Genomic DNA, 15,101 nt, shown 5'->3' with positions numbered 1-15,101 from the left:
TATTTATAATCGTGGAACTTCATCAGAAAATCTTAGGTTTTGGTTTTCTGATGCCGGCGTCACTTTCTAATGTTACAACAAATAAGGCGCCATTCCTAAGTGGACAGCGCCTTATTTGCATTATTAATTTTCAAATTCTAATATAGATACTAGATACTTCAAAGCTAATTCCATCCATGATAAAACAAGCTATTAATTTCTTCAATTTCATGTTTGTTTTTTCTATTCATCATTCGATGTACAACGTCTTTTACATTAGCATTTTCATAGAGTACTTTGTATATTGCAGATGTTATTGGCATATCACAATTATAAAGATTAGAAATTTCGTAAGCAATTTTTGTTGCTTTTATACCCTCTATAACCATTCCAATATCATTTAATACATTTTCCAAATCCATACCTTGTCCAAGTAGTATGCCTGCTCTCCGATTTCTGCTATGTACACTCGTACAAGTTACTATTAAATCACCTATACCTGTTAATCCTGCAAAGGTTTCGCTCTTTGCGCCTAGCACTTTTCCCAGTCTACTAATCTCCACAATCCCTCTAGTCATTAGAGCTGCTTTACTATTATCCCCATATCCAAGACCATCTGACATACCAGCACCAAGTGCAATAATATTTTTTAGCGCTCCTCCAAGTTCTACTCCCACAATATCTGGATTTGTATATACTCTAAAACTATCAGTAGTGAATACATCTTGTAAAAACTCGCATTTGTCCTTACGTTCACCCGATATTACAACAGTTGTAGGAATATGTTTAGCAACTTCTTCAGCATGACTTGGTCCTGACAATACGTATACTTCATTGTAAGGCAATATTTCATTTATTACTTGAGACAATCTAAGATAAGTCTTGTCCTCTAAACCTTTTGCAAGATTTATTATTTGTTGATCACTATTTACATAAGGTTCTAGACTTGTACATATATCTCGTACTCCTTGTGATGCTACTGCCAATACAATGATTTGTGAATCCTTAACAACTAATTCTAAATCTGAGCTTGGATAAATACTATCACCCAAATTAATACCTGGAAGATACTTTTTATTTTCCTTTTCTAACTTTATATTGTTTATGATTTCTTCTCTTCTATGCCATAAATGTACATTGTGACCTTTTCCACCTAGTAGGCTTGCTATTGCTGTTCCCCAACTTCCGGCCCCTATAACTGCAATTTTCAAATAATCACTTCCCATCCTTATCTGATTTTTCTCGAATTAGAAACTTAATAGGTGTTCCAACAAAACCAAATGAGTTTCGAATCTGATTTTCTAGATATCTAACATACGAGAAATGTAATATATCCTTAGTATTTACAAATAAAATAAATGTTGGTGGTCTAATAGTTGCTTGAGTTGCATAGTAAATTTTTAGCCTTCTACCTTTATCTGAAGGAGGTTGATTGAGTAGTATAGCCTCGCTTATAATATCATTTAATAGGCCTGTAGTTATTCTCTTTGCATGTTCATTACTAACTTGTAATACAGTTTCCATTACTTTATTTACTCTTTGTCCATCCAGAGCAGATATATATAGTATAGGTGCATAACTCATAAAGGATAGTTTTGAACGAATATCTTTTTCAAATGATTTAATAGTTGTATTATCTTTATCTATTGTATCCCATTTATTTACTACGATAATCGCTGCTTTCCCTCTGTTGTGTGCAATACCAGCAATTTTTGCATCTTGCTCAGTTATGCCAGTTTCTGCATCAATTAAAAGCAAACATACATCTGCTCTCTCTACAGCTGCAACTGCTCGAACTATGCTATATTTTTCTATATCATCGTATATTTTATTTTTTTTCCTAAGTCCTGCTGTATCAATTAGAACATATTCTTCACCATAATACTTAAAAACTGAGTCAATTGCATCTCTAGTAGTTCCAGGAATATTACTTACGATAACTCTCTCTTCACCTAAGAGTCGATTGACAAGAGTTGATTTACCCACATTAGGTTTTCCTAAAACTGCAATTTTCAGTCTATCATCTTCTTCAAAATCTATCTCGGATTTTTCAAAGGATTTAATAACTTCATCTAGCAAATCGCCTAATCCTAATGCTTGCTCAGCGGAAATAGCTATTGGATCACCTAGACCTAAATTGTAAAATTCAAATATATCTTTTTCTAAAGATTTTGTTTCGATTTTATTTACGACTAACAAGACTGGCGTTTTTGTTTTTCTTATCATATTTGAAACTTCTAAATCAGCTGGCGTCATTCCAACCCTACCATCCACTAATAATAGTATAACATCGGCTGTGTCGATTGCTAGCTGAGCTTGTCGTCTCATTTGTGACAAAATAATATCTTTAGAAAAAGGTTCAATTCCCCCTGTATCTATTAATGAAAATTTATGTCCTAACCATTCACAGTCTGCAAAGATTCTATCTCTTGTTACTCCAGGTGTATCTTCTACTATTGATATTCTTGATCCCGCAATTTTATTAAAAAGGGTAGATTTACCCACATTAGGCCTTCCTACCACTGCAACTACTGGCTTTTGCATGTAAAATCCTCCTTAGTATAATAATTTCTCAATAAATTTTTTCCCATCTATTTCCATAGGAATCATATTAAGATTTAATATCTCTGATACTTGCTCTACGCTTATATTATCTAAAAACATGTCTTGTTCATGGCGAAGCATACTGTTTGGAAACAAAACTTCTCCCACTAATGAGTAATCTTTTATTTGATCAATAATATCAGTAGCGGTGATAAGTCCAGCAACAGTAATCTCGTTTCCAAAAAAATTATTAAATATTTTAATAATTTTAATATCTATTTCAGGATATTTTTTCATCACTATTGTAGTTACTTTATTTATATAATTAAATACTAAATCTCCAGTTACAATAGTTATTTTTTTAGGCTTAGTATTAATGTAATGATTATTTAAAGTATCATAGCATTGTTGCAAAAATAATGATACCATTCCTACTCCATTTTCTAGTTGTGAGAATTCCTCATAATATGAACTAATAGGAATCTCCTTCTTACCCTTTATAAAAAATTCATCACTGGGATAAACAACATGTCTACTATACTTCTTTATCATTTCATTTTGTATATTTTCAATTTGTGCCACTAACTCGAAACATTCCTCTTTGGTAAAACTTCTAATCTCAATCAAATTATCACGGTGTTTTGTCAACCCTACAGGCACAACAGAAATTGAGTTTACATAAGGATATAGCTTCGTTAAATCATTTAAAGTTCTATCTAACTCTTTCCTATCATTATAATCTGGAACTAAAACAATCTGAATATTCATTGAAATTTTATTGACTTGAAATCTCTTTAATAGGATGTTTATATTCGAAGCCTTTTTATTATTTAACATCGATATTCTAAGCTCTGGGTTTGTAGTGTGTACAGAAATATTGATAGGCTGTATCCTATACTCTATTATTCTATTTATATCATCTTCCGATAAATTAGTTAGTGTAACGTAGTTACCATGCAAAAAAGAAAGTCTAGTATCATCGTCTTTAAAATAAAGACTTTCTCTCATTCCTTTAGGTAATTGATTTATAAAACAAAATACACAGTTATTATGACAACTTTTAGGTTTATCAATAATCTCTTCTACAAATACAATTCCAATATTTTCGTCGTAATCCTTCTCAATATCTAGTTGCCATATTTGCCCGTTCTTTTTTTGTATTTCTATGATTAGAAACTCTTCATCCGTCAAATACCTGTATTCTAGTATATCTTTAGGCTTCTTATCGTTTACACTTAGCAGGATATCTCCCGGTTCAATCCCTAACTCTTCAGCAATACTATTTTCCTCTATTTCTTCTATAATTATATCGTATTTCATTTGTCCACCCTTTAACTTAATCTTTATGTATAGTATCATTAGCAGAGAATAAAGGCAAGAGATATTAGCAAATAGCTCCATTTACTAGCGACAATCTACCTGAATCAAAATCACTATAAATAGCTAGATTGCTTGATTAGATAATATCTAATGTTTTACTATAACTAGACATTCATTTTCTAAATCGTGAATCATCGCCATTGTGGTTTTTGATAATAATAGTGCAGTCTTTTCCATTTCTTCTCTTGTTTTTGCATAAAAAACCGGTGGACCACTAAATAGAATTTTCTTTTTATTGGTAGTAATTACAGCTACGATAATATCACTGCTTGGCATCGTATATCCCTCTTTCATTTATATTTATCATTATATTTAGACTTTTCCTATCTTACTTTAATACACTTAAGACGTTTTCTTAGGTTTTCTTCTTGAGCTCTCAAGAACGGGAACTTTTTTAGTTGCACTTATCATATCATCTATATTATTATTCATTGCTAAAACTACAATTGCTATATTTCCAGTTTCTGGCTCTCTTCTAGCTAAAGGTGTGAAATCCGGTTCATCTACATCTTTACGTATTCCTAATTGCGTAGCTAGATTGTGTAATATTGCCTGTCTTTGACCTATATTTGCTAAGGTTGCTACTGAATTAACGTCATTAGGGTACAACATAATAGCAACAGCTTTTTCTATGAGAATTTCTTTCGATACATTGTGACCAATATTCATAATTACTACATCATCGACACACATAAGTGGACCTTTGAAATTTATTGTCGCTTCTTTTACTTCTGCTATATCGATTATTGTATCAGCTTTCATTAGTTTATTTAGAAATAATATTATACAAAATCCGCCAACTACACTTAGAGCAATTTGTAAATAGAGCGTAAAAAAATTTGAAATTACTATAGATATACCGCATACAAATAGAGCTGTTATGAATGCTACGTAATTTCTAGCCTCAAACCTCTTAGAAATATCTTCAATATAAGCCATTCCTCTCATTACTAGTTCTGTATCTTCTAAATTTTCTAAACTTTGCCTTTCCATATTTCTTATATCCTTAAATTGAGAAGTTGCCAAGGCTAAAAAAGTAACAGCACTATAATCCTGTGAGACAAATGCAGGTATTACAACAGAACCTAGGCACGCTGCAACAAATCCCAATATTAAATGTGAAACAAAGGACTGTGGATAGCTAGGATATTGTCGATAATCAATTCGTATCATAAAAATTCTTGCAAAAGTGCCCATTATTATAGATGTGAATATTAGTAAATTAGTATTTTCCATATCATCACCAAAAGCCTAAAGATATTTTTCAATAATCTTTAGGCTTTCCATTAGAATTTACTTTATACTTATAAGTCAAGATAATTACCTGTTACAATATAGTTAATTGACTCAAATATATTGATTCCATGATCTGCAACTCGTTCTAAATAGCTTGAAACAAATATAAAACTCGAAGCTTGTTCGATTACTTGTGGGTCTTTAATCATAATAGATACTAACTCTCTATAAAGGTATCTAAAAAGATTATCAATTGCATTTTCTTTCTGAATAATTTCATCCATATTGGATATATCGAGATTTACATAAGCATCAATGCTCAACTTTATAAGTTCAATAGACATATCAGATAATTTAGGTATATCTATTAAGCTTTTGAAATATTTCTGATCTCTTAACTTTATAGTTATTTCTGAAATGTTTACTGCATGGTCTGCTATTCTTTCCAAGTTAGAAATAATTTTAAATGCTGAAGTTACAATCCTTAAATCTTTCGCTACAGGTTGCTGTGTAGCAATGATCAAGACACATAATTCTTGAATATCTATTTCTTTTTTATCTATTAAATCATCTCTTTGTATAACATTAATTGCAAGATCAATATTTTTATCTTTTAAAGCAATTATTGAATCTCTCAACATTTGTTCTACTATTGAACTCATAACCAAAATTTCCTTATGTAACATATCCAATTCACTATCAAAGCCTTTTCTATGAACCATATAAACACCTCCATTTGTTTTTTTATTTCATCAACCGAACCTTCCTGTAATATAATCTTCTGTTTTTTTATTAATAGGATTTGTAAATATATTCGACGTTGTGTCACTTTCAATTATTTCACCTGATAAGAAAAAAGCTGTATTATCAGATATTCTAGCTGCTTGTTGCATAGAATGAGTTACTATTACAATAGTATATGACTTCTTTAAATTCTCTATTAATTCTTCTATTTTTGCAGTCGCAATAGGATCTAACGCAGAGGTAGGTTCATCCATCAATATCACCTCTGGCTCCATAGCAATTGCACGTGCAATACAAAGTCTTTGCTGTTGACCTCCTGATAAACCTAATGCAGATTTATTTAGCCTGTCTTTTACCTCATCCCATAGAGCAGCTTGTTTTAAACTCTTCTCAACAATAGCATCTATATCTGTTTTACTTTTAACCCCCTGACATCTAGGGCCATAAGCAATATTATCGTAGCAACTCATAGGAAAAGGATTTGGTTTCTGAAAAACCATACCAACTTTAGTCCTCAATGTAATAACATCGATGTCTCCATATATATCCGTATTATCTATAGCTACTAAGCCATTGATTTTAACACCTTCAATTAAGTCATTCATTCTATTTAAGCATCTAATTAATGTTGATTTTCCACAACCAGAAGGACCAATAAATGCAGTAACCTTATTAGATTTAATTTGTAAATTGACGTCTTTTAATGCTCTTAATGTGTCATAGTATAGATTTAAGTCTTTTATATAAAATTTATTGTTATCTACCATTTAGTTACTCCTTTCTAATAATTTGCTTTATTGAAAATTTTAGATATTAGTTTTGCTATTAAATTAAGTATAATTATAAGTAAAATTACTACAATTCCTATGGCACATGCCATCTCAATATTCGCCTCTTCCTTAGCCACATAATATGCCTGGACAGTTAATGTCCCACCAGAAGAAAAAAGGTTCTCTGGTATTTTTGAAACTGTACCAGCAGTTAACAGTAGGGCTGCAGATTCTCCAATTATTCTACCAATACTAAGAATAACAGCTACTAAAATACCTGGCATAGCGCTTGGTATAATAATTTTTGATATAGTTTGCAACTTTGTAGCTCCAAGCCCATAAGAAGCTTCTCTATAAGAATCTGGTACTGCTTTTAAAGCTTCTTCCGTACTTCTTATAATTACCGGTAATAGTATTATACTAATTGTCAATGCTCCTGCTAGTAGTGAGAGACTAAATTTTAAAAATACTACAAAGAATGCCATACCGAAAAGTCCATAAATTATAGATGGAATTCCAGCTAAACTTTCTGTAGCAAATCTTATTGTGCTTACAAGCTTACCTGGCCTTGCGTATTCTACTAGGTATATGGCTGCTAAAATACCTATAGGGGTAGCTATAGATAAAGATAAGAGTATCATGTACAATGTAGTAATAATATTTGTAAAAACCCCATTTCCAGGGTTAGTTACTTTCAACTCTATATTACCTTGTATATCTCCCACTATATTACTAATTTCTTCTAAATTTTTATCCTCAATGTTTTCTCCATTAATACTTCTGATTATATAACCTTCTTTTATACCTACTATTTCACCTCTGCGATCTTTAGCTTCAAGCATACTAGAACTTTTTTCTACGTATGAAATTATAAATTCTATATCTGAGCCTTTTTTAGACTCAATAATAGCTCCACCAAGTTCTTCTATGTATAAAGGTTCACTGTCATTATTTATTACATTTCTAGTATAAGGAATATTATCTTTATAAGAATTATCACTTAGTTGGAGTTTATTTGCTTCAAACTGTAAGTAATAAGTTTTATCATTGTATTCATTAGTAAAGAACGACCAATTAATCAGTCCAATTCCATTAATAAATATATAAGCTATTATTGCTAATAGTACTCCTACGGTGATAAAGGAGGACAAATATATCAGTATCTTTGCTAAATAGTCTTTCGCCTTTCTCATTTATTCCTCCACATCATTTAATTTTGTTATGTACTAATTTATTTAATGCTAAATTTATAATCATTATAAAAATAAATAATACTACACCAGTAGAAAACAAGAGATCTTGATGTGTACCAGACGCATATCCCATTTCTAGTGCAATATTTGTAGTAAGTGGGCGAACTCTATCCCAAAGAGATGTTGGAATACCTGCTATTGGATTACCACTAACTAACATTACTGCCATAGTTTCACCTATAGCTCTACCGATACCTAAGACTACACCTGCAAAAATACCTGATTTTGCCGCAGGTATTATAACCTTAAATACTGTCTGGATTTTTGATGCACCTAAAGCTAGCGATCCATCTCTATAACAACTTGGTACAGCTCGTATCGCTGTCTCAGACATAGTTATAACCGTTGGTAGTATCATTATTGTTAAAACAAGTATTGTAGCTAATAAAGACTGTCCTTGTGCGTTAGGCGAATACTTTGTAAGTATTTTTACAATCATACCTAAACCAAATACTCCATATAATATAGATGGAATACCAGCTAATAATTCTACTGCAGGCCTCACGATATTTGCGATTTTTTTTGGAGCCAATTCAGCAATAAAAACTGCAGTAAATAGGCCTATTGGAACTCCAATAGTTATTGCGCCGATAGTAGCAAGTAGTGAACCTATTATCATATACAATATCCCAAATTTATCTGATCCGGGTCTCCACTCCACTCCAGATAAAAAATCTATTAAAGAATATCCACTATCATTCCAAGGCATAAAAGGCTTTAATCCTCTAGCAAAAACAAAAAATGTAATGGCAAAGACACTTATTACCGCTACAAATGCACAAAACAAAAACAAATATTTAAAAAATGTTTCTTTTCGATTTTTATCAGTTCTATTATTTTTTGTTAAATTCAATTTGTAACCTCCATTATTTAATGTTTTATAGTAATAGAAGGTTTATATATAAAACGGGACCGCTTGGGGGAGTACAGCGATCCCTATATCTATGTGTACTTCCTATTTTACTGGAATTCCGCCTTCTGATTCTACAATTTTTTGACCTTCACTAGACATTAAAAATTCTATATACGCTTTAGTAGCATCATTAAGATTTTCTTCGTGATAAACCATAACAAATGGTCTAGATACTTTATAACTTTCATTTAAAACATTTTCTGTAGTCGCTTCTATCCCTTCTACGGTTAAAGCCTTAACAGTAGAATCTATATAAGTAAATGATACATAACCAATTGAATTAGCATTACCTGCAACTGTAGATTGTACATTACCGTTTCCTTCTCCTATAGTAGCATCTGCAGTAAGAGCTTCTTCAAAGTCGATTATCTCTTCAAAAGCACCTCTTGTACCTGAGCCATCTTCCCTACTAACAACTACTATAGGTGCGTCTTCTCCACCTAATTCTGACCAATTAACTATCTCACCTTTATAAACCTTAGCTATTTGTTCAATTGTAATATCTTGTATGTCATTGTCAGGATGAACAATAACTGCAATACCGTCAAATGCAAAAACTTTTTCTGTTAAGTTTGAAGCTTTTTCTTCCTCTTTAATTTGTCTAGAAGCAGTTCCAATTGCATAAGTACCTTCATCTGCACCTTTTACCCCATCAGAAGAACCAGTAGAGTTATATTCAAATATTACATCTGGATTTATTGCTGTAAATTCTTCTCCTGTTGCTTCCATAATATTCTTTGTAGATGTAGATCCTCCTCCAACAATTTCTCCTGTAAGATTTGTTACATCTCCTGATACCTGTCCTTCAGAATCATCTTCTGAACCTCCTTGACATCCTGTTGCTAAAGTAAACGCCATTAACATAATCAAAATAAAAATCGTATATTTTTTCAACTTAGTAAATCTCCTTTCAAAAGTAAAATTAGTTTCTACAATTATTGTAGCAAAATAATTTACTTCAAAGGTTTAGATAAAGTTAATACTAGGTTAAGTATATGTTAAGTACTCCAATACTATTGTTTTACCGGAATAGTTATTGTGAACTTAGTTCCTTTGTTCAACTTGCTTTCTACCTTAATTTCACAACCTTGTATTTGAACAATATGTTTTACAATAGCTAAACCTAGACCTGTACCACCAGCTTGTCTTGCTCTACCCTTATCAATTCTATAAAATCTCTCAAAGATCCTGTGCAAATCTTTATCGTGCATACCCACTCCATTGTCAATCACTTCAATAATCACATTGTTATCCTTGGAGTTAATTTTAACTTCTACACAACCACTTATTTTATTGTACTTTATCGCATTATCTATTAAATTAATCATCATCTGTTTAAAATAGTTGCTATTAAATTGAATAGTATCTACATCATCTGCTATTGTTAGTAAAAGCTCCACGTTCTTATCTAATGCATTTTTTTTCATGAGAGCATAAATATCATCCATTTGAGCCTTTACATTTATTTTTTCGACTTCATAATAATTAATTTTCGCTTGACTATCTAAACTAGAGAGAGTTAGTATATCCTCTACTAAACGAATTAAGCGATCTGACTCATTTTCAATTATATTGTAAAACTTATTTCTAGTATCTGGATCAACAACGTCTCCACTTATCAGTGTTTCTATAAATCCTTTGATTGAAGTAATTGGCGTTTTTAATTCATGTGTAACATTGGCAACAAAATCTTTTCTAATATTTTCAAGTTTTCTTATTTGTGTAATATCTTCTATCACTATTAATAATCCACTTGAAGAATTTTCAACAATAGGTTTTGTGTATATACTATATATATGTTCTTCTATCTGTGTTTCTAAAAACCTTTGATTTATATTTTGACTTGACTGAAGTTCAGTAATTGATTTATACAGTTCGTGTGTTCTTATAGCCTCTAATATATTTTTGCCTATTAAATCTTTGTTCTTAGGTAAATTCAACATATTTAATGCTGTATTATTTATCAAAATAATCTCATCTAATTTATTAATTGCTATAATACCGTTTTTGATACTGGATAATACCGACTCTAGTTCAATATTTCTCTGGGATAATTGATTAAATGACGACTCTAATTGAGTAGCCATGTGGTTTAAAGAACTTGATAAACTTCCTATTTCATCATCTCTTATCATACTTAATCTTTTTCCATAATTGCCATTAGCTATATCTTTAGCAAATCTCGTAGTTTGTCCTAGAGGCTTTATTATGCCATTTATCAATAAATAAAAAGCTATAATTGATATACTTAATGTAATAATAAGTGTAGTAATTATGTCCCTAGTAATTCTATTAGTCATAGCACGCAAAGTATCTAATGAAACAGAATTCCTAACAACACCAATAACAATATCATCTATTATAATTGGTACTGCAACATACATCATGTCCTCACCTACTGTAGTGCTATACCGAATATTTACACTTATATCTCCCATCAGTGCATTCTTAATCTCAGGACGTTGTGCGTGATTTTCTAGTTTCTCTCTGTCCGCATTCGACTCAAATATAACTTCTCCTTCAGTACTTATTATAGTAAGTCTTGAATCTGTTATATTAGAAAATTGTAAGATATTTTTTTTTGAAGGTAACTGAATAAAATCATCATAAGATGTAATATTACTTATGATTATGTTAGCACCGTCAGTTAAAGATTTTTCCACATGGTTGTAGTATTCATCTTTTGTATAAGAATAAGTTTTAAAACTAAGTATTGATACACATAAAAATAAGATCATTATAAAATATACTAATATTCGTTTGTACATAATTTACTCCTCGTAATTAAACCGATAGCCTACCCCTCTTACGGTTTCGATATATTTAGGGTTTGCATCATCTATCTCTATTTTTTGTCTAATATGGCGAATATGCACATCTACAGTTCTAGTCTCACCAATATAATCATAACCCCATATAGCATCAAGTAAATAATTTCTACTTAATACCTTACCTTTGTTTTTTACCAATAATAAGAGTAACTCGTATTCTTTTAAGGTAAAGTTTACTAGAACACCTTCCTTATATACTCTAAAAGCATCTTGTTGTAACTCTATATTGTCAAACTTTATTATATTTTGATTCTCAACATTATTGTCTAATCTTCGTAGAATAGCTTTAATTCTAGCTATTAATTCTTTAACACTAAATGGTTTAGTTATATAATCATCTGCACCAAGTTCTAAACCTAATACCTTATCAAATTCTGTTTCCTTAGCAGTCAGAATTATAATAGGTATCTTTTTAATCTCTGCAGTTTCTCGAATTTCTCTACAAATACTTATTCCATCTTTTCCTGGCAACATAAGGTCTAACAAAACTAAATTAGGTTGCTCTAATAGAATTGTCTCAATAGCCATATCGCCGTCTTGTACGCCTATTACTTTATAGCCATTATTTTCAAGATTGAATTTAATTAACTCAAATATGCTTATCTCATCTTCAACTACAATAATCTTTTCCATAATACCTCCTCTTACCTACTAAAATAAGGTTTAATTTTATAATACACTATTTATGTTATGAATATGTTAACTTTAACTTAACTTAGTATAATATAATAAAAGACTGCCAATACATTGATGTATGACAGTCTTTTTTGTACATTTTATTTTTCTGTTGCGTTTATAATCGTAGTAATATGAGGCTCATAGGTAAATGAAAAAGCACCTCTTTTATCAAAAACTCTAATAATCATATATGCGACTGCCATTAAAATTAATCCTGATAAAAAGCTAATAATTGGATTTTCTGGTTGCTCTAAAATTATATTTGTATATAATGTACCTAATACGCTACCTAAAATAAACATAATTAAAGGTATACCATAAGCTATAATAGCAGCTTTCATTACGTTTTTAAATGCCATCTCTACTTCAACCTTATCTCCTGCTTTAGCATTTATTTCGTTAATAGCATAGGTTTCCATAGTAAGTCTATCTTTGCCTACTTGACAAGCACCACAGTCACCACAAGCAGCACTTCGTTGTATTATTACACTAGCTTTATTTCCATTAATAGAGTTAACTATTCCAATCTCTTTCAAAGTATCACCTCTTTAACAATTGCTCACATCTATGATTGTATTATAACAGTTTTTTTGAGATTATTCAATTTTTACATCAGCCACGTCAATGGTTTTAGAACTAGAATATTATTATTCTTCTTGTAACTCTAGACCTAATTCGCGCAATCTGCTTTCTTCTGCTGGTCCAGGAGCATTTGTCATTAGACAGCCATGATTTTGCGTCTTTGGAAATGCTATTACTTCTTTTATATTATCTAAATCTAATAGTAGCATCATAATTCTATCTAGTCCATAAGCTACTCCTCCATGTGGAGGCGTCCCATATTTAAAAGCTTCAAGTAAAAATCCAAATTGTTCCCAAGCACTTTCCTTTGTAAATCCCAATGCTTCAAACATTTTTTCCTGTAACTCTTTATTGTGAATTCTTATACTTCCTCCACCAATTTCTACGCCATTAACTACTAAATCATATGCTTTAGCTCTTACTGATCCAGGATCTGTATCCATTAATTCAATATCTTCATCATTAGGAGAAGTAAATGGATGGTGTTTTGCCATATATCTTTTTTCTTCATCCGAATATTCAAATAATGGGAAATCTGTAACCCATAAAAATTCATACTCGTTTTTATATTTAATATCAAGTTTATTAGCAAGTTCTAATCTTAGATGTCCTAATGCATCAAAAACAATATCTGGTTTATCTGCTACTATTAATATTAAATCTCCTGGTTCAGCATTTGTCGCTAATAGTAAACCGGATACTTCTTCATCATTTAGGAATTTGTCAATAGGTGACTTAACACCTGTATCTGTAACTTTTAGCCAAGCTAGTCCTTTTGCTTTATATATTTTTACATAATCTACTAATGCATCTATTTCTCTTCTACTAAGGCTTTCACCACATCCTTTTGCATTGATTGCCCTAATATCACCACCACTAGCTATGCTATCAGCAAAGACTTTAAATCCGCTATCTTTAAATACATTCTTAATATCTACTAATTCTAAACCAAATCTAATGTCAGGTTTATCTGAACCGAACCTTTCCATGGCTTCTTTATAAGGCATCCTTGGAATAGGTAATGGTATATCTACATTCTTTATCTTTTTAAATAGTTTAGTAATCATTTCTTCGTTAATCTTTATTATATCGTCTTGGTCTACGAAAGACATTTCTATATCTATTTGAGTAAATTCAGGTTGCCTATCTTGTCTTAAATCTTCATCTCTAAAACACTTAACAATCTGATAGTATCTATCAAGACCTGAAACCATTAAAATTTGTTTGTACAATTGAGGTGACTGTGGTAATGCAAAAAAATTACCTTTTTGCACTCTGCTAGGCACTAAGAAATCTCTTGCTCCTTCTGGCGTAGGTTTTGTTAACATAGGTGTTTCGACATCTATAAATCCATTTTCATCTAAATAATTTCTAATAAAACCTGCTACTTTATGTCTGATAATAAGGTTTCTTTGCATACTTGGCTTTCTTAAGTCTAAATATCTATATTTTAGTCTTATACTTTCTTTAGAAGTATCAGCATCATCTATATAAATTGGAGGATTTTGTGCCTGGTCTAATAAATTAACACTCTCACATTTGACCTCTATAATACCTGTTGCTATATTATCGTTGACAGTTTCTACTGATCTTCTAATAACATTACCTTCTACTTGTATTACGTATTCATTTCTCAATGTTGAAGCTATCTTACATGCATCGCTATCAGTACTTTCATCAAATACAATTTGTATAATACCACTTCTATCTCGTAAATCAATAAATATAACTCCTCCTAGATCTCTCCATTTTTGTACCCATCCACATAGCTTTACTTTTTCTCCAATATTACTTTCATTTAACTCAGAACACATGTGACTCCTATACAATGAATTCATTTAATTTCCTCCTAATTTATGTGTTATTTATCCTCAACATTTTAGATTGATATATCAATTGCTTCTTCTCTGACCTATCTAATTGCTTCGCAATTCGATAGGTTCGCGGTGGTCGGCATATGAAAAACTCGTTCTGCATTGTACTACGCGACCTTTCAAATTGATATATCAATTAGTTCTACCTCTCAACCTATCTAATTGCTTCGCAATTAAATAGGTTCGCGGTAGTCGGCATATGAAAAACTTGTTTTGTCTTGTACTACGCGACCTTTCAAATTGATATATCAATTAGTTCTACCTCTCAACCTATCTAATTGCTTCGCAATTAAATAGGTTCGCGGTAGTCGGCATAT

14 protein-coding genes are annotated in these 15,101 nt (G+C 31.1%); all 14 read right to left on the bottom strand.

All coding sequences use genetic code 11. The features are described 5' to 3' along the window. Nucleotides 1-164 precede the first annotated feature (164 nt). The 14 genes from GC105_RS09445 to aspS all read right to left on the bottom strand — a co-directional run bounded on the left by GC105_RS09445 (nucleotide 165) and on the right by aspS (nucleotide 14,748). Nucleotides 165-1,205, bottom strand: a complete 1,041-nt coding sequence (locus GC105_RS09445) for an NAD(P)H-dependent glycerol-3-phosphate dehydrogenase (RefSeq protein ID WP_152804088.1) — start codon at nucleotides 1,203-1,205, stop codon at nucleotides 165-167. Next, on the bottom strand, nucleotides 1,195-2,523 hold the full coding sequence (gene der / locus GC105_RS09440; protein WP_152804086.1) for a ribosome biogenesis GTPase Der: 1,329 nt from the start codon (nucleotides 2,521-2,523) through the stop codon (nucleotides 1,195-1,197). The genes GC105_RS09445 and der overlap by 11 nt, the downstream gene beginning before the upstream one ends. A 12-nt stretch (nucleotides 2,524-2,535) precedes the next feature. Then, complete coding sequence (locus tag GC105_RS09435) at nucleotides 2,536-3,882, bottom strand: DUF512 domain-containing protein (RefSeq protein WP_152804279.1); 1,347 nt, start codon at nucleotides 3,880-3,882, stop codon at nucleotides 2,536-2,538. A gap of 108 nt (nucleotides 3,883-3,990) precedes the next feature. After that, nucleotides 3,991-4,179: a capping complex subunit for YIEGIA gene (locus GC105_RS09430; protein WP_152804083.1), complete on the bottom strand. Its 189-nt coding sequence runs from the start codon at nucleotides 4,177-4,179 to the stop codon at nucleotides 3,991-3,993. 66 nt (nucleotides 4,180-4,245) lie between these two features. Then, complete coding sequence (locus tag GC105_RS09425) at nucleotides 4,246-5,139, bottom strand: YIEGIA family protein (protein WP_152804081.1); 894 nt, start codon at nucleotides 5,137-5,139, stop codon at nucleotides 4,246-4,248. 68 nt (nucleotides 5,140-5,207) lie between these two features. Then, nucleotides 5,208-5,861 (bottom strand): phosphate signaling complex protein PhoU, encoded by a 654-nt coding sequence (gene phoU / locus GC105_RS09420; RefSeq protein WP_152804079.1) that lies wholly within the window; start codon nucleotides 5,859-5,861, stop codon nucleotides 5,208-5,210. A 30-nt stretch (nucleotides 5,862-5,891) separates the two neighbouring features. Further along, complete coding sequence (pstB, locus tag GC105_RS09415; protein WP_152804078.1) at nucleotides 5,892-6,650, bottom strand: phosphate ABC transporter ATP-binding protein PstB; 759 nt, start codon at nucleotides 6,648-6,650, stop codon at nucleotides 5,892-5,894. Between the two features lie 14 nt (nucleotides 6,651-6,664). Further along, nucleotides 6,665-7,846, bottom strand: coding sequence for a phosphate ABC transporter permease PstA (gene pstA, locus GC105_RS17590; protein ID WP_152804077.1), 1,182 nt, complete (start codon nucleotides 7,844-7,846; stop codon nucleotides 6,665-6,667). A gap of 13 nt (nucleotides 7,847-7,859) precedes the next feature. Further along, complete coding sequence (gene pstC / locus GC105_RS09405; RefSeq protein ID WP_152804076.1) at nucleotides 7,860-8,759, bottom strand: phosphate ABC transporter permease subunit PstC; 900 nt, start codon at nucleotides 8,757-8,759, stop codon at nucleotides 7,860-7,862. Between the two features lie 102 nt (nucleotides 8,760-8,861). Then, a complete protein-coding gene (locus GC105_RS09400; protein WP_246169809.1) occupies nucleotides 8,862-9,713 on the bottom strand; it encodes a phosphate ABC transporter substrate-binding protein in 852 nt (283 codons plus the stop codon). A gap of 119 nt (nucleotides 9,714-9,832) precedes the next feature. Then, complete coding sequence (locus GC105_RS09395; protein WP_152804074.1) at nucleotides 9,833-11,587, bottom strand: HAMP domain-containing sensor histidine kinase; 1,755 nt, start codon at nucleotides 11,585-11,587, stop codon at nucleotides 9,833-9,835. Between the two features lie 3 nt (nucleotides 11,588-11,590). Next, nucleotides 11,591-12,283, bottom strand: coding sequence for a response regulator transcription factor (locus tag GC105_RS09390; protein WP_152804071.1), 693 nt, complete (start codon nucleotides 12,281-12,283; stop codon nucleotides 11,591-11,593). A 143-nt stretch (nucleotides 12,284-12,426) separates the two neighbouring features. After that, a complete protein-coding gene (locus tag GC105_RS09385) occupies nucleotides 12,427-12,864 on the bottom strand; it encodes a SoxR reducing system RseC family protein (RefSeq protein ID WP_152804069.1) in 438 nt (145 codons plus the stop codon). A 111-nt stretch (nucleotides 12,865-12,975) separates the two neighbouring features. Then, nucleotides 12,976-14,748, bottom strand: a complete 1,773-nt coding sequence (gene aspS / locus GC105_RS09380) for an aspartate--tRNA ligase (protein WP_152804068.1) — start codon at nucleotides 14,746-14,748, stop codon at nucleotides 12,976-12,978. Between the last annotated feature and the right edge of the window lie 353 nt (nucleotides 14,749-15,101).

The sequence above is a fragment of the Alkalibaculum sporogenes genome (assembly GCF_009362815.1).
In the GTDB taxonomy this organism is placed as follows: domain Bacteria; phylum Bacillota; class Clostridia; order Eubacteriales; family Alkalibacteraceae; genus Alkalibaculum_A; species Alkalibaculum_A sporogenes.
This window is presented reverse-complemented; position numbering and strand designations above follow the sequence as displayed.

Coding starts and splice junctions, on each gene's coding strand:
- GC105_RS09390 (WP_152804071.1), bottom strand. CDS start 12,283: ATGGAAAAGATTATTGTAGTTGAAGATGAGATAAGCATATTTGAGTTA.
- GC105_RS09425 (WP_152804081.1), bottom strand. CDS start 5,139: ATGGAAAATACTAATTTACTAATATTCACATCTATAATAATGGGCACT.
- GC105_RS09435 (WP_152804279.1), bottom strand. CDS start 3,882: ATGATACTATACATAAAGATTAAGTTAAAGGGTGGACAAATGAAATAC.
- GC105_RS09445 (WP_152804088.1), bottom strand. CDS start 1,205: ATGGGAAGTGATTATTTGAAAATTGCAGTTATAGGGGCCGGAAGTTGG.
- phoU (WP_152804079.1), bottom strand. CDS start 5,861: ATGGTTCATAGAAAAGGCTTTGATAGTGAATTGGATATGTTACATAAG.
- pstA (WP_152804077.1), bottom strand. CDS start 7,846: ATGAGAAAGGCGAAAGACTATTTAGCAAAGATACTGATATATTTGTCC.
- pstB (WP_152804078.1), bottom strand. CDS start 6,650: ATGGTAGATAACAATAAATTTTATATAAAAGACTTAAATCTATACTAT.
- der (WP_152804086.1), bottom strand. CDS start 2,523: ATGCAAAAGCCAGTAGTTGCAGTGGTAGGAAGGCCTAATGTGGGTAAA.
- aspS (WP_152804068.1), bottom strand. CDS start 14,748: ATGAATTCATTGTATAGGAGTCACATGTGTTCTGAGTTAAATGAAAGT.
- GC105_RS09430 (WP_152804083.1), bottom strand. CDS start 4,179: ATGCCAAGCAGTGATATTATCGTAGCTGTAATTACTACCAATAAAAAG.
- GC105_RS09395 (WP_152804074.1), bottom strand. CDS start 11,587: ATGTACAAACGAATATTAGTATATTTTATAATGATCTTATTTTTATGT.